General features: G+C 61.1%; 16 protein-coding genes. 5 read left to right on the top strand and 11 right to left on the bottom strand.

Features of this window, described 5'->3' with window-relative positions:
- Positions 1–2: 2 nt before the first annotated feature.
- Positions 3–788: an enoyl-CoA hydratase gene (locus CWC48_RS19865; RefSeq protein WP_100490102.1), complete on the bottom strand. Its 786-nt coding sequence runs from the start codon at positions 786–788 to the stop codon at positions 3–5.
- Positions 789–1,146: 358 nt separating this feature from the next.
- Between CWC48_RS19865 and CWC48_RS19860 the strand changes: the two genes are divergently transcribed.
- From CWC48_RS19860 to CWC48_RS19845, 4 genes are all read left to right on the top strand, one after another.
- On the top strand, positions 1,147–1,923 hold the full coding sequence (locus tag CWC48_RS19860) for an IclR family transcriptional regulator (protein ID WP_252994303.1): 777 nt from the start codon (positions 1,147–1,149) through the stop codon (positions 1,921–1,923).
- A gap of 69 nt (positions 1,924–1,992) precedes the next feature.
- Positions 1,993–3,147, top strand: a complete 1,155-nt coding sequence (locus tag CWC48_RS19855) for an acyl-CoA dehydrogenase family protein (RefSeq protein WP_078049524.1) — start codon at positions 1,993–1,995, stop codon at positions 3,145–3,147.
- A 54-nt stretch (positions 3,148–3,201) separates the two neighbouring features.
- Positions 3,202–4,476 carry an MFS transporter gene (locus CWC48_RS19850; RefSeq protein WP_100490101.1) on the top strand — a complete coding sequence of 425 codons (1,275 nt, stop codon included), beginning with the start codon at positions 3,202–3,204 and terminating at the stop codon, positions 4,474–4,476.
- A gap of 307 nt (positions 4,477–4,783) precedes the next feature.
- A complete protein-coding gene (locus CWC48_RS19845; RefSeq protein WP_078049526.1) occupies positions 4,784–5,710 on the top strand; it encodes a GGDEF domain-containing protein in 927 nt (308 codons plus the stop codon).
- A 19-nt stretch (positions 5,711–5,729) separates the two neighbouring features.
- Here the strand turns inward: CWC48_RS19845 and CWC48_RS19840 are convergent, their stop codons facing one another.
- The 7 genes from CWC48_RS19840 to CWC48_RS19810 form a co-directional block, all read right to left on the bottom strand.
- Positions 5,730–6,497, bottom strand: coding sequence for a TenA family transcriptional regulator (locus CWC48_RS19840; RefSeq protein ID WP_250883706.1), 768 nt, complete (start codon positions 6,495–6,497; stop codon positions 5,730–5,732).
- 79 nt (positions 6,498–6,576) lie between these two features.
- Positions 6,577–9,039, bottom strand: a complete 2,463-nt coding sequence (locus CWC48_RS19835) for an EAL domain-containing protein (RefSeq protein WP_100490100.1) — start codon at positions 9,037–9,039, stop codon at positions 6,577–6,579.
- Between the two features lie 71 nt (positions 9,040–9,110).
- Complete coding sequence (locus tag CWC48_RS19830; protein ID WP_099492293.1) at positions 9,111–10,928, bottom strand: ABC transporter ATP-binding protein; 1,818 nt, start codon at positions 10,926–10,928, stop codon at positions 9,111–9,113.
- Entirely contained in the window at positions 10,921–11,523 is a 603-nt protein-coding gene (locus tag CWC48_RS19825; RefSeq protein ID WP_177409499.1) for a DsbA family protein, read from the bottom strand. The genes CWC48_RS19830 and CWC48_RS19825 overlap by 8 nt, the downstream gene beginning before the upstream one ends.
- 36 nt (positions 11,524–11,559) lie before the next feature.
- A complete protein-coding gene (locus CWC48_RS19820; protein ID WP_078049531.1) occupies positions 11,560–12,501 on the bottom strand; it encodes a rhodanese-related sulfurtransferase in 942 nt (313 codons plus the stop codon).
- A 196-nt stretch (positions 12,502–12,697) separates the two neighbouring features.
- A complete protein-coding gene (locus CWC48_RS19815; RefSeq protein WP_069077894.1) occupies positions 12,698–12,991 on the bottom strand; it encodes a BolA family transcriptional regulator in 294 nt (97 codons plus the stop codon).
- Between the two features lie 6 nt (positions 12,992–12,997).
- On the bottom strand, positions 12,998–13,516 hold the full coding sequence (locus CWC48_RS19810; protein WP_003236690.1) for a DUF2059 domain-containing protein: 519 nt from the start codon (positions 13,514–13,516) through the stop codon (positions 12,998–13,000).
- Positions 13,517–13,709: 193 nt separating this feature from the next.
- On the opposite strand from CWC48_RS19810, the gene CWC48_RS19805 reads away from it, so the two are divergent.
- A complete protein-coding gene (locus tag CWC48_RS19805; protein ID WP_100490098.1) occupies positions 13,710–15,092 on the top strand; it encodes a class II fumarate hydratase in 1,383 nt (460 codons plus the stop codon).
- On the opposite strand, the gene CWC48_RS19800 is transcribed toward CWC48_RS19805, so the two are convergent.
- The 3 genes from CWC48_RS19800 to pap form a co-directional block, all read right to left on the bottom strand.
- Positions 15,089–16,045, bottom strand: a complete 957-nt coding sequence (locus CWC48_RS19800) for a DMT family transporter (RefSeq protein WP_078049533.1) — start codon at positions 16,043–16,045, stop codon at positions 15,089–15,091. The genes CWC48_RS19805 and CWC48_RS19800 overlap by 4 nt on opposite strands.
- 499 nt (positions 16,046–16,544) lie before the next feature.
- Positions 16,545–17,729: a thiolase family protein gene (locus tag CWC48_RS19795; protein WP_100490097.1), complete on the bottom strand. Its 1,185-nt coding sequence runs from the start codon at positions 17,727–17,729 to the stop codon at positions 16,545–16,547.
- Between the two features lie 108 nt (positions 17,730–17,837).
- On the bottom strand, positions 17,838–19,352 hold the full coding sequence (pap, locus tag CWC48_RS19790) for a polyphosphate:AMP phosphotransferase (protein WP_100490096.1): 1,515 nt from the start codon (positions 19,350–19,352) through the stop codon (positions 17,838–17,840).
- Positions 19,353–19,381: the final 29 nt, after the last annotated feature.

Below are 19,381 nucleotides of genomic sequence, written 5' to 3'. Positions count from 1 at the left end.
GCTTATTCCCCTCGGTATTGCGGCGTGCGTTTCTCGAAGAACGCCGCGGTGCCCTCCTTCTGGTCCTTGGAATCGAACAGCAATTGGAACGCCTTGCGCTCCAGCACCAAGGCGCTTTCCAGCGGTAGGTCGGCACCGGCCAGCATCACTTCCTTGATCTGCTGCACCGCCAGTGGCGGCAGCGCGGCGATCTGCGCGGCCAGTTCCAGTGCGCGCGGCAGTGTCTGGTCGTCGCTGACCATTTCGCTGAGCATGCCCATCGCCAGGGCTTCCTTCGCACTGACCATGCAGCCGGTGAGCGCAATGCGCATCGCCTGGAACTTACCCACCGCACGCACCAGGCGCTGGGTGCCGCCCGCGCCCGGCATCAAGCCCAGCTTGACCTCGGGCTGGGCAAAGCGCGCCGATTCGCCAGCCACGATCAGGTCACAATGCATCGCCAGCTCGCAGCCACCGCCCAGGGCAAAACCGTTGACGGCAGCGATCACCGGCTTAGGGCAACGGCTGATGGCTTCCCACAGGTATTCGGTATGGCGGCGGTACATATCAATCGCGCCCGCTGCGGCGAACTCCTTGATATCCGCCCCGGCGACGAAAAACTGTTCGCCACCGGTCAGCACAATGGCGCGTACATCCTGGCGCCGGGACAGCGCACGGAAATGCTCGGCAAGGGCTTCACGCACCTGGGCATTGAGGGCGTTCTTGACCTCGGGCCGATGGATAAGGACCACGGCCACGCCATTGTCCTGGACGTCGAGGGTCACTACGGGTGGGTTAGCGCTGGTCACATTCACTCCTGCTACAACGTTCTTGTTAGTGGAATTGTTATTGGTTTCGCTGTGCGAAATAACATTCCGTATTTATCGATAATCATAAGTATCGACCCCGCACGTGTAAACGTAAAAACCCTAAGCCTGACTAAAACGATCGATAACTTGCTGTTTTAAAGGCTTTTATCAACGTTAACTATCACAGATTAAAAAGTTGCTTAGTTTCGCTGTGCGGAATACTATTTTGTTTTGTTGATTTTATAAAAATATGAGGATTAACATGCGCCGTCGAAACGCGGACTCGGACACCCCAGGAGCTCCTGCAGGAAACGTCCCTACAGGCAACAACGCCTTCGAGCATTTGTTGATTGACCCGATGAACAACGATGAGGAGGAAGACAAGGACCGCCAGTTCGTCACCGCCCTGGCCCGTGGCCTTGAACTGCTGCGCTGTTTCACGCCGAGCGAGAGCGTGCTGGGCAACCAGGAACTGGCGCGCAAGACCGGGCTGCCAAAGCCGACGATCACCCGCATGACCCACACGCTGACGCGCCTGGGTTACCTCAAGCACCTGCCGCAGTCGGGCCGGTACCAGTTGGAGGTGGGCGTGATGGCGTTCGGTTACGCGATGCTGTCGAACCTGTCGATCCGGGCCGTGGCGCATCCGTTGATGGAGACCATGGCCAGGTACGCCCAGGCTGCCGTCGCGATGGCCACCCGGGACCGCCTCGACGCGGTGTACCTGGATGTGGTCCAGGGCGAAGCGAATATGACCATGCGCCGCCAGGTGGGTACGCGGTTGCCGTTGCACTTGAGTTCAGCAGGCCGCGCCTGCCTGGCAGCGATGCCGGAAAACGAGCGGGATTTCATTCTCGACCACATCCGCCAGCGCCATCTGGAGGACTGGCCGACGATCCGCAAGGGGCTGGAACGCGCCTTCCGGGACTACACCGATTTCGGCTACTGCATGTCGATCGGTGAGTGGCACCGCGATGTCAACGCCATCGCCGTACCGCTGCGACACGCACAACACGGCTTGCTGGCATTCAACTGTGGCGGACCGAGTTTCCACCTCTCCCGGGAGAAACTCGAAGACGACATCGGCCCACGCCTCAAGCACATGGTGAACAATATCGAGGCCGCCACCCGCTAGCTGGACCGGTGCATGGCCTCGGCAGATCGACGATAACAGGCCCGCCGAACGGGCCGCTGAGGAATGCACATGATCCGAGACGCACAAACGCTTCATATCCTGGTGGACGCCATTGCGCAGTTCGTCGACGAAGCGCTGATCCCACGGGAAAACGAAGTCGCCGAGACCGATGAGATCCCGGCGGATATCGTCAGCCAGTTCCAGGACATGGGCCTGTTCGGCCTGACCATTCCCGAAGCCTACGGCGGCCTGGGCCTGACCATGGAAGAAGAGGTGACTATTGCCTTTGAACTGGGCCGCACCTCCCCGGCCTTCCGCTCCTACTTCGGCACCAACAATGGCATCGGCTCCATCGGCATCCTGCTCGACGGCACCGATGCGCAGAAAGAACACTACCTGCCGTTGCTGGCCAGCGGCGAGCTGCTCAGCTCGTTCTGCCTCACCGAACCGGACTCCGGCTCCGACGCCGCCTCGCTGAAAACCACGGCGGTGCGCGATGGCGATGACTACATCATTAACGGCACCAAGCGCTTCATCACCAATGCCCCACACGCCGGGATCTTTACGGTAATGGCGCGCACCAATCCTGGCATCAAGGGTTCGGGTGGGATCAGCGCTTTTATCGTCGAACGTGAAACGCCAGGCCTGTCGTTGGGCAAGCGCGACCACAAGATGGGCCAGCAAGGCGCCCACACCAGTGACGTGATTTTCGACAACGTGCGTGTGCCCGCCAGCCAGTTGATCGGTGGCGTGGAAGGCGTGGGCTTCAAGACCGCCATGAAGGTCCTCGACAAAGGCCGCTTGCACATCGCCGCCGTCAGCGTGGGCGCAGCCGAGCGCATGTTGAGCGACGCGCTGAACTATGCGATCGAACGCAAGCAGTTCGGCCAACCGATTGCCGAGTTCCAACTGATCCAGGCCATGCTCGCCGACAGCAAGGCTGAAATCTACGCCGCGCGCTGCATGGTGCTCGACGCCGCCCGCCAGCGCGACGAAGGCCGGGACATCGGCACCGAAGCCTCGTGCTCGAAGATGTTCGCCACCGAGATGTGCGGCCGCGTCGCTGACCGTTGCGTGCAGATCCATGGTGGTGCCGGTTACATCAGCGAGTACGCCATCGAACGTTTCTACCGGGATGTGCGCCTGTTCCGACTGTACGAAGGCACGACGCAGATCCAGCAACTGGTGATTGCCCGCAACATGATTCGCGCGGCGCAACGCTAAGCCTCACCGCACCACCATACCCAATGCCCTAACAACTACAAGCAAGGTATCGTTATGGAAGTCGCCGCATCGGCGGGCGCGTTGTCGCCTGCACAAAGCAAACTGTGGATCATCGTTTTTATCTTCTGCTTCCTTGGCCTGTTGATCGATGGCGCAGACCTGATGCTGCTGTCCTACAGCCTCAGCAGCCTCAAGGCCGAATTCGGCCTGACCAGCGTCGAGGCCGGCAGCCTCGGCAGTTTCACCCTGGCCGGCATGGCCATCGGCGGCATCTACGGTGGCTGGGCCTGCGACCGCTTCGGCCGGGTGAAGACCGTGGTGTGGAGCATCGTGCTGTTCTCCGTGGGCACGGCGATCCTGGGCATGACCCACAGCTATTGGCAGTTCGCGAGTACGCGGTTTTTCGCCTCCCTCGGCCTGGGCGCGCTGTATGTGGCGTGCAATACGCTGATGGCGGAATACGTGCCGACCCGCTACCGCACCACCGTGCTCGGCACCCTGCAGGCGGGTTGGTCGGTGGGTTACATCGTCGCCACCCTGCTGGCCGGCTGGATCCTTCCCGAGCACGGCTGGCGCTGGCTGTTCTACGTGGCAATCATCCCGGTGATCCTCGCGGTGCTGATGCAACGCCTGGTTCCCGAGCCCCAGGCCTGGCTGACCGCACGGGCCGAGCGAGCACGGGAGAAAGCCACTGGTAGCCAGCAGGCCATGACGAAAAAGCCCGACGGCATGTTCAAATTGATCTTCAGCGACCCGAAGGCCAGCCGCATGTTTCTGCTATGGGCCCTTACCGCAGGCTTCCTGCAGTTCGGCTACTACGGCGTGAACAATTGGATGCCGTCCTACCTGGAAGGCGAGTTGGGGATGAACTTCAAGTCAATGACCAGCTACATGGTCGGCACCTATGCGGCGATGATCTTTGGCAAGATCCTCGCGGGGCTGGCGGCGGATCGCCTGGGACGTCGCGCCGTGTTTGCATTTGGCGCCCTGGGCACGGCGGTCTTCCTACCGGTAATCGTGTTGTTCCAAAGCCCCGAGAACATCTTGTGGATGCTGGTGGTGTTCGGCTTCCTGTACGGGATTCCCTATGGCGTCAATGCCACGTACATGACCGAAAGCTTCGAAGCGAAGTTTCGCGGCTCTGCAGTGGGCGGCGCCTATAACATCGGGCGCATTGGTGCGGCAGTGGCACCGGCGGCCATCGGTTTCCTGGCGTCCCATGGCTCGATCGGCATGGGCTTCCTGGTGATGGGCGGCGCGTATTTTATCTGCGGTGTGATCCCCGCGTTGTTTATTCGCGATAAGCAGTTTGATCCGCAAAAACAGTAAGCCCCGCCTTCAGTTGCCAAATAACTGGCGTCATCATTCGGCGACTGTTTTTAGCGATAAAAACAGTCGCTTGATTTATAAGCCATTTAATTAGATTGAACCTATTTGGCATGAATCTCGCTCTAACCTCACCCAAGCAGGTTAAGCGATGACAAGACGTGCGGCAGTACCCAGGGGTTATAACCCTTGGCAAAGCGGTCTAAACTGTTACCTATGTTTTACGGAACTGAAGGAACAGTAAGACGCTTGGCACTCGCCACTCTCATCGAGCCTGTAAGACAGCTATGTGCTTTGAGGCCGATCGCTTATGAAAACACCTACCCAGACCAACGCAATTGACTTTGACACCGCCAAATTGCAACGCCTGGGATTTGGTCAGCCATCCCTCCTTCCACGCCGCCCCACGACCCTTGCGCAACTTCGCCAGCAGCTGAGCCAGCAATTGCAAACCAGCCTGGAACCGGAGCGCATCCTCGGCGTGTTCTTCCGCGAGATCCAACGCCTGGTACCGCTGGACGCCCTGCAGTACCGCCATCAAGCCAGCGACTTGCGCCTGGAGTTCGGCCATCGCGGCCACCATTCGGTGAGCTACTGCCTGAGCCATGAGGGCGAGCACCTCGGCGAGCTGATCTTTCGGCGCAACCAGCGTCTGGTGGAAGAAGAACTCGGCCAGCTCGAATCCCTGCTGTCCACCCTGCTCTACCCGATGCGCAACGCCTTGCTTTATCGCGCCGCCACCCGCAGCGCGCTGCGCGACCCGCTGACCGAGACCGGCAACCGCATCGCCATGGACCAGACCCTGCAACGGGAAATCGACATGGCGCGTCGGCACCTGAACCCGCTGTCGTTGCTGATGCTGGACATCGACCACTTCAAGACCATCAACGACACCCACGGTCATGCCGCTGGCGATAACGTACTGCGCGCCGTCGCCGGGGCGATCAAGGGCCAGTTGCGGAACGTGGACATGGTGTTTCGGTTTGGCGGGGAAGAGTTTCTGATCCTGCTGTCCAACACCGGCCGTGACGCGGCGGCGATGGTCGGTGAACGCCTGCGCCAGGCGGCACAGAACCAGGAATACTGGGCGGACGGGACACGGATCGAATTGACGGTCAGCCTGGGTTGCTCGACCCTACTGGCCGCCGAGTCTGGCGAAAGCCTGCTGCGCCGGGCCGACAGTGCGTTGTACGTGGCCAAGCGCGAAGGCCGCAACCGCCTGGCAATGGCGGGGTAACCCCCGCCATTGAATGACGTCAGGCTTCGCTGGCGACCCGCGCCTGGCGTTCACGCAGCACGGCTGGGGCTTTTTCTTTCTCCAGGCGCATGCAGCTTTCCAGGAACAGGTACATGTAGTCGTAGCTCTTGCACACGGCCTGGCGCAGCTCTACCTGCAATTCCTTGCTTGGGTTCATCCCGGCCAGGGTGCAGATGATCTCCAGTGCTTCCCACGGATGGGCGTCGTCGTACTGGGCGTGCATCTTCAGCCACTTCATTGCACGCTTGCGCTCTTCCTCGGGGAAGGCGGCCGCGTAGACACCGGTAGAGCACACCACCGCAGACCACTCCCCCGTCGCCCCCTCGATCGCGTAGTTGGTCGCGGCAATGGCCACGATCAGCGAATCGGCGGAGCTGGTGTGCCAGCACCAGTGGCTCAGCGCATGCAACTCCGGCGGCACGTTCTGGGCCTGCAACTCCTCCAGGCTCACACCGTGGGCACGGGCCCAATGCACCCAATAGTCGGCGTGGTTGAGTTCCACGCGAATATTGCGCATCAGCCAGCGGCGCGCCATGTCCTCCCCAGGATGGCGGGCGAATTTGGTCTTGGTGAGGTTCTGTGCCATGTACAAGGCAAACTGTTCCACCACTGGCCAGCCACCGATCAGGTAGTGACGCATGGTCTTGGCGCTGAGCGCGTTATCGCGCATGCGCTGGTACAGTTCGTGTTCGACAACGCGGCGCTTGCTCTCGCTACAGTCCAGGATCAGTTTCTGAGCCCAGGCGGGGTAACTCGAGGCTTCCATAAGCGGGCCGGTTCTGATGAATGTGTCGATCACTGTTAAGGCTCCTTTTTAAGTGTGATTGTACAGACCAGCAAATGTTTCAGCGGAATGTGCCGGGCGCCTTGAATAACAGAGGCTGCGGCCGCACAGGTCGACACTGCAAGCTATCAAAGGTAAACAATTGCGGTCGTTCAATCAGGTAGCCCTGAGCGTAATCCACACCAATCTCGAGTAACGCCTGTTCGATTTGCGGTGTCTCAACAAACTCTGCAATTGTGCGCTTACCCATGACATGGCCGATGTGGTTGATCACTTCGACCATCGCGCGGTTAATCGGGTCGTCCAGCATATCCTTTACGAAACTTCCATCGATCTTCAGGAAGTCTACAGGTAAATGTTTGAGATAGGCGAATGAGGACATTCCGGCACAGAAGTCATCCAGGGAGAAATGACACCCTAAGGCTTTGAGTTCATTAATAAAGCGGATCGCACTGCCCAAGTTTGCAATCGCACTGGTTTCAGTAATTTCAAAACAAATCATTCCTGGCGGAATATTGTATGTATGAAACTTCTCACGTAAAAACCCAAGGAAGTCATCATCGCCAATGGTGATGCCTGACAGATTGATCGCACACATAGCCATGGGGCGCTCCGGACGCTCCAGCAGGCAACGGGCGATGATCCTGAACACGTTCTCCACCACCCAACGGTCCAGGGATGTCATCAACCCGTAACGCTCGGCGGCCGGGATGAAGCTGTCGGGCAGGATGATCCGCCCGGCCTCGTCATGCAGGCGCAGCAGAATCTCGATATGCCCATCGCCGCCGTCGGTGTGGCCCAGCGGTGAGATCTCCTGGGCGTACAGGCAGAACCGGTTCTCTTCCAGCGCCATGTGCAAGCGCTGCACCCAGGCCATTTCGCCAAAGCGCAGCGACAGTTCAGAATCGTCGGCGTGGTACACCTGCACACGGTTGCGGCCTTTTTCCTTGGCCATGTAGCACGCCATGTCGGCGGCGCGCAGTGAGGTTTCCAGGGTGGTCGGGGTGTTCCCGAGGTGCACCAGGCCGATGCTGACGGTGGTCATGAATGGCCGGCCCTTCCAGACGAAGTGCAGGCTTTGCACAGTATGGCGCAGGCTCTCGGCGATTTTTTCCGCCACCGCCGGCGGGCAGTTCTCCAGCAGAATCCCGAACTCATCGCCGCCCAGGCGCGCCAGGGTGTCGCCCTCGCGCAGGTCCGACTGCAGCAGCGCGCAGATATGCCGCAGCAACTCGTCACCCGCCGCATGGCCACAGGTGTCGTTGACCAGCTTGAACTGGTCCAGGTCGAGGAACATCAAGGCATGGCGCCCGCCGTTTTGCTGAGTGGAAGGATGCAGCACCTGCTCCAGGCGGAACTCGAACTCGCGGCGGTTGGCCAGGCCGGTCAGGGCGTCGTGGGTCGCCTGCCAGGACAGGTTGGCGATGTATTGACGCTCCTGGGTCATGTCATGCAACACCAGCACCGCCCCCGTGATTTTGCCGGCACTGCGGATCGGCGCGCCCACCAGTGTCACCGACACCGTGCTGCCATCCAGGCGCTGGATGGTTTTGGAGTGTTCGCTGCCCCCGCTGAGCTGGCCCTTGACGATATGCTCGATCAAGGTAAAGCCGTCAGGCTGGGCATTGTCATCCAGCAACTTGAACAGCGCCGCCAGCGGCAGCCCCTGGGCCTGGGCCGAATTCCAGTGGGTCAGCGCCTCGGCTGCCGGGTTCATATAGGTGATGGCGCCGTCGACGTCGGTGGTGATCACCCCGTCGCCAATTGACTCCAGGGTGATCTGCGCCCGCTCCTTCTCTTGCTGCAGTGCGTCGGCAAACGCGTGGCGCTGGGTCAGCAGCTTATGGGTACGCAACAACGCCAGCACGATCAGGCCCAGGGCCGTCGCCAGGTTAGTGATCAACAGCAGCCGCAGGATCATCCGCGAGCCTTCGCCCAAGGCATCGCTGAAGGCCTTGGCCGCTGGCGTCACACCTTCGTTGATGGCGATGATGTGCGCCTTCCATTGCCGCACATCGTTGGCACTGACCTGGTCACGGGTGATTGCACCGTGCATCTCCCGCGCCAGGTCATCGAGTTGCACCAGGTAGCCATCGCCCACGGTCCATAGCTCGATGGCTTTTTCCAGATAGCTGAAATGGCGAAAGTTGAGGTACAACCAGATCAGGCTGGAGACGTCATCCGGGTGGTTGCCGCCCTTGAGAATCCCCAGGCGTGCAGCGCTCAGGTCGGGGGTGGAGCGGTCCAGGGCGATGCGCAGCTCATGCCCGCCCTGGGGCACGGCGATGGCCTGCTGGTATTTGAGGTAAGTGGCTTCGTCGCGGTTGTCGGCGTAGAGGGTCAGATAGTAGATGGCGTCCTTCTGGCCCTTGGACCACAGGCTTTCGCCAGCCACGTAACCACGCACCGCCGAGAGCACATAAAGACTGACGCAGCCTAACAATGCCTGGAACAGTACGACGGCGATAAAGGGCCAGACAATGCCCAACAGCCTTGGCGTTCCGAGAGTCCGCTTTTGCTTCATGAAGTCCCTTGCACATGCACTGCTGGATACGCACGCGAAAATCCGCTTCCGATAGCTCAGCCTAGGCTAAATCAACGCACTTGTTGTAAGTGTCCGTAGAGTTTGGCGTACAGCCCACCGTCAGCAATCAGTTGCTGATGGTCACCGTCCTCTGCAATGTGACCGCCGTCGAACACTAATACTCGATCGGCCTGCTTAACCGCCGACAGGCGGTGGGCAATAATCAGTGTAGTACGCCCACTGAGGAATCGCGCCAGCGCCTGGTGCAGGTTGTACTCGGTGGCGGCGTCCAGGGCGGAGGTGGCTTCGTCGAGTATCACCACCTTCGGTTCGGCCAACACCATGCGCGCAATCGCCAGGCGCTGACGCTGCCCGCCGGAAAACCGCACGCCCGAACGCCCGACCACACTGTCCAGGCCCATGGGCAAAGCCCTGACAGTAGCATCCAACTGGGCGATTTCCAGTGCCTGCCAGCAGGCCTGGTCACTGCGCTCACGGCCCATGGTCAGGTTGGCACGCACGGTGTCGTTGAACAGCGCAGGGTGCTGCAGCACCACGGCGACGTGCTCGCGAATTGTCTCCAGGCCGATTTCCTGCTGGGTTGCACCGCCAAAACGGATCGTGCCGGCCTGGGGCGTGTAGAGCCCGAGCAACAGTTGCACCAGGGTGCTTTTGCCCCCGCCGCTGGCGCCGACAATCGCCACCTTTTCACCGGGCGCAATGGCCAGGTTCAACTGGTCGAGCACCAGCTCTTCGCCATAGCCGAAATTGAGGCCACGCACTTCGATGCCGACGGTCTCACGCCCGGTGAAGGGGTCTTGGCCACCGGCGTATTGCGGCTCATCGGCGCGCGCCAGCAGCTCATTAATCCGCGTCAGCGCCCCGCCCGCTGCGTAGTAGGCATATTGCAGGTTGAGCAATTGCTCCACCGGACCAATCATGAACCACAGGTAGCTGAACACGGCGAGCATCTGGCCGATGGACAGGTCGGAAAACAACACCGTCAGCATCGCCGCCGCGCGGAAGATGTCGATGCCGAACTGGAACAGCAGCCCGCTGGCACGGCTGGAGGCGTCGGTTTTCCACTGCGAGTGGATCGCGTAGTCGCGCACCTCCTGGGCACGCTGGCCCAGGCGCCCGAGGAAAAAGCCCTGGCGGTTGCCGGCGCGCACTTCCTGGATCGCGTCCAGGGTTTCGGTCAGCGCCTGGGTAAAACGCGAGGTGCTGTCGTTTTCCAGTTTTTTCAAGTGTTTGACGCGCTTGCCCAACTGCACCGTGGCGTAGATCACCAGTGGGTTGAACAGCAGGATCAGCAACGCCAGTTGCCAATGCATCCAGACCAGAATGGCCGAGGTGCCCACCAGGGTGAGCATGGCCACGAGGAAACGGCTGAGGGTTTCGCCGACGAATTTATCCAGGGTATCCAGGTCGGTGACCAGGTGCGTGGTGACAGTGCCACTGCCCAGGCTTTCATATTCGCCCAGTGATATACGCTTGAGCCGTTCGATCAGCCGCACGCGGATGCGATACACGATGTCCTTGGCCAGCCGCGCAAACAGCCGTGCCTGCACCACGTTGAACACCAGGGCGCCGCAGCGCAGGCACAAGGTCACCAGCAGCATCAAGCCGATATAGCCGGCTGCCTTCTGCCAGCCCAGGGGCAACGCGTGGTTCATCACCTTGAGGGCGGCATCGCCATGGCCCAGCAGCACTTCGTCCACCAGCAACGGCAAGAGCAGCGGGATGGGTACGCTGCACAGGGTCGCCAGTACCGCAACGCCATTGGCGATCCACAGGGATTTCTTGTGGCGCAGGGCCAGGCGGCGAATTTCCGCCCAGGTCAGGCGGTCGATGCGTTTACCGGGTTCTTTGTCGGGCTGATCATGCACAGGTTGCTCGCTCCAGCCATCGACCCAACAACGGCGACAGCTCGGACAGCGGCTGATACCCATTGGTCAACAAGGCCAATTGGCCATTACGCTCGGCCAGCAACGTCGGGAAACCGGCGATGCCCAAGTCTTGTACCCAGGTGAAATCGGCAGCGGTGGCCGCGTGTTGCTCGGCGCGGTCGAAGGCGCCGGCAAACTCGATACGCGGGATGCCCGCCTGCTCGGCCAGCTCCACCAGCACACTGGCGAGGGTCACGTCGCGGCCCTCGACGTAAAACGCGCGCTGGATCAGCCCCAGCAACTTCCAGGCACAATCCGGCGCCAGGCTGCGGGCAGTGACGATGGCACGGCACGCAGGCTCAGTGTCGTAGACAAATCCCTCGGGCAACGCACCTTCACGCTTGAACGACTGGCCGGTGGCGTCGGTGACCGCCTGCCAGTGCTCCAGGATATAGCGCCGGGTCGTCGGCTCCAGCGCCGCGCCGCTGCCGGTGCGCAAGCCACCCACCACCAGGTGCAACTCCACGCCGGCCGCCTGGGCCTGCTCCACCAACGCTTCGGCCACCGGGGCAAAGCCCCAGCACCAGGAACACATCGGGTCCATTACATAGAGCAGGCGCGCGGACATGGCTCAGGCCTCGGAAGGAGTTTGCTTATAGTTGAAGCCAATCGGGTGCGGCATGTTGCGGGCCTTGGCCAGCTCGATCTGCTTCTGGCGGTCAATCGCGCTGCGACGGGTCTTCTCCGGCAGCTTATCCCAGCAATGCGGGCAACTGATGCCAGCCACGTAGTGCTCGGAGGCGCGGTCTTCGACGCTCACCGGTGTGCGGCAGGCATGACATTGATCGTAGTCGCCTTCGCTGAGGTCGTGGCGCACGGTCACGCGATTATCGAAAACAAAGCAGTCGCCCTGCCATTTGGTGTCTTCCTGGGGCACCTCTTCGAGGTACTTCAGGATGCCGCCCTTGAGGTGGTAGACCTCGTCGAAACCTTCGCTGAGCATGTAGCTCGAGGCTTTCTCGCAACGAATGCCGCCGGTGCAGAACATGGCGACTTTCTTGTGCTTGGCCGGGTCGAAGTTGGCTTTGATGTAGTCGGGAAATTCGCGAAAACTGGTGGTTTTCGGGTCGATCGCACCTTCGAAGGTGCCGATGGACACTTCGTAGTCGTTACGGGTGTCGATCAACAGCACTTCCGGGTCGCTGATTAGCGCGTTCCAGTCCTGCGGGTCGACATAGGTGCCAACCTTTTTGTTCGGGTCGACGCCTTCGACACCCAGGGTCACGATCTCTTTCTTGAGCTTGACCTTGGTGCGGTAGAACGGCTGGTCGTCGCAGTAGGATTCTTTGTGGTCGATGTCGACCATGCGTGGGTCGTTCTTCAGCCAGGCCATCAGGCCATCAATGCCTTCACGGCTGCCGGAAACGGTGCCGTTGATGCCTTCTTCGGCAATCAGCAAGGTGCCTTTGATGCCGTTGTCGACCATCGCCTGCAGCAATGGCTCGCGCAGGGCGACGTAATCTTCGAGGGTGACGAACTTATACAGTGCCGCCACGACAATCGGTTGAGTCATGGGTGTTCTCTCCAGGTGGCTACCCTCGTAAGGGGTGAACCGGATTTGGGCAGTTGCGAGTTTTAAGCTGCAAGCTGCAAGTAAAAGCGAAAGCAAAAAAAACGCGCCGACTAGGCGGCGCGTGGGATTCTAACAAAAACGCAGAGGCAAGCGCGCTTCAATCTTGCAGCTTGAAACTTGAAGCTTGCAGCTGCTGTCAGTGCCCTCCGGCGCAGGTCGGCGAAGCCGGGGCTGCGTCGATTTTCGCCCATTCCTCAGGCGTGTAGGTATGCAGCGCCAGCGCATGAAACTCGCTCATCAGGTCACCCAGGGTGGCGTAGACCTTCTGGTGGCGCTTAACGCGGTTGAGCCCCTCGAACTGCGGGCTGACCAGCACGGCCTTGAAGTGGGTCTGCAACCCACGGCTGTGCATATGGCTTTCATCCAGCACGCTCAAGTGGTCGGTGCCCAAGGCGGCAAGCGCCGTTTCGATACGCTGTTGCATGGTCATTCCTGCTTACTTCTTCTTGGCCGGTGCGGCGGCTTTTGGCGTCAGCTCGTTGGTCATGTCTTCCAACAGCTTGTTCACTACCGGTACGGCGCTTTCCAGCTTGGCCTGGGTCATCTGGGCCGATTGCTGGGTCAGCTGCGGCATTTTTTCCAGGACTTTCTTGCCCAGTGGCGACTGGTAGAAGGCAACCAGGTCCTTGAGCTCGGATTCGCTGAAGTTGGTGGTGTAGAGCTTGACCATGTCAGGCTTCAGCTTTGGCCAGCCAATGGCCTGGTCCAGGGCGGCGTTGGCCTTGGCCTGGTAGCTGTCCAGTACGGACTGCTTGGCGGCAGGCGCCTTGGTCTGCTCGAAACGCTGGGCGAACATTTGCTGCACTTGCATGTACACCGGGGTACCCAGCTTGTCGGCATGAGCCAGGGTAAGGAAGGCTTCGGCACTGGCGTTATGGCTGGCGGTATCGGCAAAGACTTGGCCGCTGGCGCAAACCAGAGCAACCGCGGTACAGATGGCACGAAGACGAGTCATCGAGTTTCCTTTTCTAGCAGGCGAGGTAAGACCCCAAGGGCGCCCATTCTGCGCCTAAAAAACGCCATGGCTCAACCCCACCCCTTGTCGCGCCTGGATTTGCGGCGCTCAATCCGATGAAAAGTCTTTTAGGGGAACCCCCAGGGCCCATCACAGCCTAAACTGCGCAAACGAACCTGAAGGAGTGTGCCCGATGAGCCGTATCGAAACCGACAGCCTGGGAGAAGTCCACGTCCCGGATGACGCTTACTGGGGCGCCCAGACCCAACGTTCGCTGGTGAACTTCGCCATTGGCGAACAGCGCATGCCCCTGGCGGTATTGCACGCCCTGGCCTTGGTCAAGAAGGCGGCGGCACGGGTCAACGACCGTAATGGCGACCTGCCCGCCGATATCGCCCGCCTGATCGAACAGGCCGCCGACGAAGTACTGGCGGGCCAGCACGACGACCAGTTCCCCCTGGTGGTCTGGCAGACCGGCAGCGGCACCCAGAGCAACATGAACGCCAACGAGGTGATCGCCGGGCGCGCCAATGAACTGGCGGGCAACAAGCGCGGCGGCAAGAGCCCGGTGCACCCCAACGACCACGTCAACCGTTCCCAGAGTTCCAACGACTGCTTCCCTACGGCCATGAGCATCGCCGCCGTACAAGCGGTGCATCAACAACTGCTCCCTGCGATCGCGACCCTGTCCGGCGGGCTCGCCGAGCAGGCTGCCAAGCATATGAAGCTGGTGAAAACCGGGCGCACCCACATGATGGACGCCACGCCGATCACCTTTGGCCAGGAACTCTCGGCCTTTATCGCCCAACTTGATTACGCTGAACGCGCCGTTCGCGCGGCCCTTCCCGCCGTGTGCGAACTGGCCCAGGGCGGCACCGCCGTCGGCACCGGGCTCAATGCGCCCCACGGTTTTGGCGAGGCGATTGCCTCCGAGCTGGCCGCCCTGTCGGGCTTGCCGTTCGTCACCGCGCCGAACAAATTCGCCGCCCTCTCCGGCCACGAGCCGCTGGTGACCCTGCACGGCGCACTGAAGACCCTGGCCGTGGCCTTGATGAAAATCGCCAACGACTTGCGCCTGCTGGGCTCGGGCCCGCGCACCGGCCTGGCCGAGGTGAAGTTGCCGGCCAACGAACCGGGCAGCTCGATCATGCCGGGCAAGGTCAACCCTACCCAATGTGAAGCGCTGTCGATGCTGGCCTGTCAGGTCCTGGGCAATGACGTGACCATCGGCATTGCCGCCAGCCAGGGGCACTTGCAGTTGAATGTGTACAAGCCGGTGATCATCCATAACCTGCTGGAGTCCATCCGCCTGCTGGCCGATGGCTGCAACAACTTCCAGGAGCACTGCGTGGCCGGTCTCGAACCGGATGCCGTGCAGATGGCCGAACACCTGGAGCGTGGGCTGATGCTGGTCACAGCGCTCAACCCGCACATCGGCTACGACAAGTCCGCAGAGATCGCCAAGAAGGCCTATGCCGAAGGGCTGACGCTACGGGAGGCCGCGCTGGACCTGGGCTACCTCACCGATGCGGAATTCGACCAGTGGGTGCGCCCCGAAGACATGCTCGGCGCCTAGGACGCCATGCGCAACCGCCGGGCCTTGAGCCCGGCGAGCAATGATGGCGCCAGCGCCACGGTCGCCGAGCCCAGCACCACCACCAACGCCCCGGTATACCCCAGGGCGTTGATCTCTTCGGCCTGCACGTATTCCGGCCACAGCCACGCCGCCAAGGCCACCGCCACGAACGTCACCAGAGGCGTGAGCGCCAATGTCGCACTGACCCGCGAGGCTTCCCAGTGGGCGAGCGCTTCGGCAAAGGCGCCGTAGGCCACCAGCGTATTCATGCAACACGCCAGCAACAGCCAGCCTTGCAGCGGGCTCAGGTCCAATGCCTCCAAGGGATGCGCCCAGGGTGTCAGCAGCGCGGCGCAGCACAGGTAGATCACCATCATCACTTGCAGCGAATTCCACACCGTCAGCAATTGCTTCTGGCCCAGGGCGTAGAACACCCAAATGGTAGTGGCGAGCAGGATGGTCAGCACGCCGGCGGTGTAGGCACCGAGCGAGGTGAGCATTTCTTCCAGGCGCTGGTTGAAGAACAGGCCAAACCCGATGATCAATACCACCAGGCCCACGCCCTGCCCCAGGCTGAAGCGCTCCTTGAACACGAACACACTGGCGATCATCAAGAAGATCGGCCCCATCTGCACCACCAACTGCGCGGTGCCGGGGCTGAGCATTTTCAGGCCCACCAGGTACAACACATAGTTGCCCACCAAGCCACACACCGCCATCCCCACCAGCCAGCCACCCTTGGGGCCGAGTACCTTGCGGCTGGGCAAGCGCCTGGTGAGCGCCAGGTAGACGAACAGGCAACCGCCGGCCACGGTCAGTCGAAACCAGGTGACGGTGATCGGGTCCATCACCTGCAGGACCTGCTTGAGTTTGATCGGCAGAATGCCCCACAGAAACGCGGTCAGCAGGGTCAGGAGAAAACCATAGACCCAGCGGCCGGAAGAGATGTGCATGAGTGCCCCGAATGCCTGAGGAAGTGGAAGCCGCATTCTAGGGGCAAGCGAACGATCCGGGATACGCCGCCGTTCAAAATGTAGAAGCTGGCTTGCCAGCTCCAGAGTGCAAAAAAACGTACCTACGATGCGAAGCGAGTCGCTCTTGATCTCGCTTTTGATCCTAGGCGCCCCGTCAAACACGCTGGCCGGAATTCGACAGGGACTTGGGGGGTAAACCGGCAGGGATGCCGGTTTAGCCGCCCCGCGCCATGGATGGCGCGTGGCGGCGGCCCCCCAAATACCTGGCGGATTACGGGCACACCGAGCGTGAGCGAGGTGCCGAGTGTTGGGGCAAGAGCCCTTTGGTTACTTTGGGCTGGGCCGGCATTCCGGCTCTTTTCCAAAGTGACCCGCCGTAAGGGCGGAACCCATAGCAGCCGTTACCCAAATAACGGATATGTACACCGCACCACCGCCATCGCTGTCAAGCCAGCGCCTACAAGGGCCGCGTTAAGCTTCAGCGCACAGCTTCGAAAAGCCCGCTGGCACCCATGCCGCCGCCCACGCACATGGTGACGATGCCGTAGCGCAGGTTACGCCGCTGCAACTCACGCACCAGGTGCCCCACCTGCCGCGACCCGGTCATGCCGAAGGGGTGGCCAATAGAAATCGAGCCCCCATTGACGTTGTACTTGGCATTGTCGATTTCCAGGCGGTTACGCGCATACAGGCACTGGGACGCAAATGCTTCGTTGAGTTCCCACAGGTCGATATCCGCCACCTGCAAGCCTTTGGCCTTGAGTAGCTTGGGCACCGAGAACACCGGGCCGATGCCCATCTCGTCCGGTTCGCAGCCGGCGACGGTGAAGCCGCGGAAAAACGCCTTGGGCTTGAGCCCCAGCGCCAGGGCTTTTTCCAGGCTCATCACCAGGGTCATCGAAGCGCCGTCGGAAAGCTGCGACGAGTTGCCCGCCGTCACCGAGCCGTCTTCGGCAAATACGGGCTTCAAGCCTTGCAGGCTGGCCAAGGTGGTGTCCGGGCGATTGCAGTCATCACGGTCGACCACACCATCGAGCACCTGCACCTCACCGGTATTCTTGTCCTCGACCTTGTACTTGACCGTCATCGGCACGATTTCATCGTTGAACAGGCCGTCGGCCTGGGCCTGGGCGGTGCGCTGCTGGCTTTGCAGGGCGTACAGGTCCTGGTCTTCGCGGCTGACGTTGTAGCGACGCGCGACGATCTCGGCGGTCTGGCCCATGGGGAAGTAGATGCCCGGCATCTGCTCCTTCAGCAGCGGGTTGATCAGGTTGTCGGTGTTCACGCTTTTCATGGTCAGGCTGATGGACTCGACGCCGCCGGCGACGATGATGTCGCTGCAGCCCGAGGCAATCTGGTTGGCAGCGATGGCAATCGCCTGCAAGCCCGAAGAGCAGAATCGGTTGAGGGTCATGCCCGCGGTCCCCGTGCCCAATTGCGAGAGCACCGCCACGTTGCGCCCAATGTTGTAGCCCTGGGCGCCTTCGTTGGAGCCGGCGCCGACGATGCAATCTTCCACCGTGGCCGGGTCGATGCCATTGCGCGCGAGCAGCGCATTGACGCAATGGGCGGCCATGTCATCCGGACGGGTCTGGTTGAACTTGCCGCGAAAGGATTTGGCCAGGCCGGTTCGCACGCTGTCGACGATCACTACTTCACGCATGGGCTACCTCGATCTTGTCATTGTTGGAGAGATGGATCGAGGATAGATCCAGCTCAGCGCAACCGCGACGATCATTCACCCCGCCTATGCAAAAGCATGGCGTCGAACCTACTTCTTGCGTTTCTTATCGTGCTTGTCGGTCTTGGCGAACGCCTCTTCCAACGCCAGGTTAATGGTGCGCAACACCTTCACCCGTGCCCAGCGCTTGTCATTGGCTTCCACCAGGGTCCAGGGCGCGACTTCGGTGCTGGTGCGGTCGACCATGTCGCCCACGGCCGCACGGTAGTCGTCCCATTTGTCGCGGTTGCGCCAGTCGTCTTCAGTGATCTTGAAGCGCTTGAACGGAATCTCTTCGCGGGCCTGGAAGCGTTCCAACTGGGTCTGCTTGTCGATGGCCAGCCAGAACTTGACCACAATCACCCCCGCGTCGCGCAGTTGCTCTTCAAAGTCATTGATCTCGCCATAGGCGCGCATCCAGTCCGCCGTGGTGCAGAAACCCTCGATACGCTCCACCAGGACGCGGCCATACCAGGAGCGATCAAACACGGTGAACTTGCCCCGCGCCGGGATTTTCTGCCAGAACCGCCACAAGTACGGCTGGGCGCGCTCGTCCTCGGTGGGCGCGGCAATCGGCACGATATGGTACTGACGCGGGTCAAGCGCCGCCGCCACGCGCCGGATAGCCCCGCCCTTGCCCGCCGCGTCATTACCTTCAAACACAGTGACCAGAGCGTGCTTGCGCATGCGTTTGTCCCGCATCAGGCCGGAGAACCGCGCCTGTTCGGTGATCAGTTGTTCCTCGTAATCGTCCTTGTCCAGGCGCAGCGTCATGTCGAGGCTGTTAAGCAGGCTCATCTGGTCGACGGCGGTGGGCAGCGGCGCCGGGTTCATGCCACTGGCCTTGCCTTTGGGCAACTTCAAGGCGTTCTGCAAGCCTTCGAGCAGGATCTTGCCCACGGTCAGGCTGCGGTAGTTGCTGTCGACGCCTTCGATCACATGCCACGGCGCATAGTCGCGGCTGGTACGGCGCAGCACGCGCTCGCCGAAATGCACGAACTTGTCGTAGGTCTCGGACTGCTGCCAGTCCAGCGGGCTGATGCGCCAGCTGTGCAGCGGGTCATCGGCCAGGGCCTTGAGCCGCGCCTTCATCTGTTTCTTGGACAGGTGGAACCAGAATTTGAAGATCAGCGCGCCTTCGTCGCAGAGCATTTTTTCCAGGCGTTCGGCGCCGGCAATGGCCTGGTCGAGCCGTGCGTCCTTGATCTGCCCGTGCACGCGGCCTTGCAGCATCTGGCTGTACCAGTTGCCGAAAAAGATGCCCATGCGCCCTTTGGCCGGCAGTTGCCGCCAGTAGCGCCAGGCCGGTGGCCGTGCCAGCTCTTCGTCGGTCTGCTGGTCGAAGGTGCGCACTTCAATCAGGCGCGGGTCCATCCATTCATTCAACAGCTTGACGGTCTCGCCCTTGCCGGCGCCCTCAATGCCGTTGATCAGGATGATCACCGGGAAGCGCTTTTGCTGCTGCAGTTCGTATTGCACTTCCAGCAAGGCTTCGCGCAGGGCGGGCACCTCGGCCTCAAAGGTGTCTTTGTCGATGGCGTGACCGATTTCGGCGGATTCGAACATGGGCAGCTCCGTTTCAAGATGGATCAAGA

This window comes from Pseudomonas sp. S10E 269 (assembly GCF_002798465.1).
GTDB classification, from domain to species: domain Bacteria; phylum Pseudomonadota; class Gammaproteobacteria; order Pseudomonadales; family Pseudomonadaceae; genus Aquipseudomonas; species Aquipseudomonas pergaminensis.
This window is presented reverse-complemented; position numbering and strand designations above follow the sequence as displayed.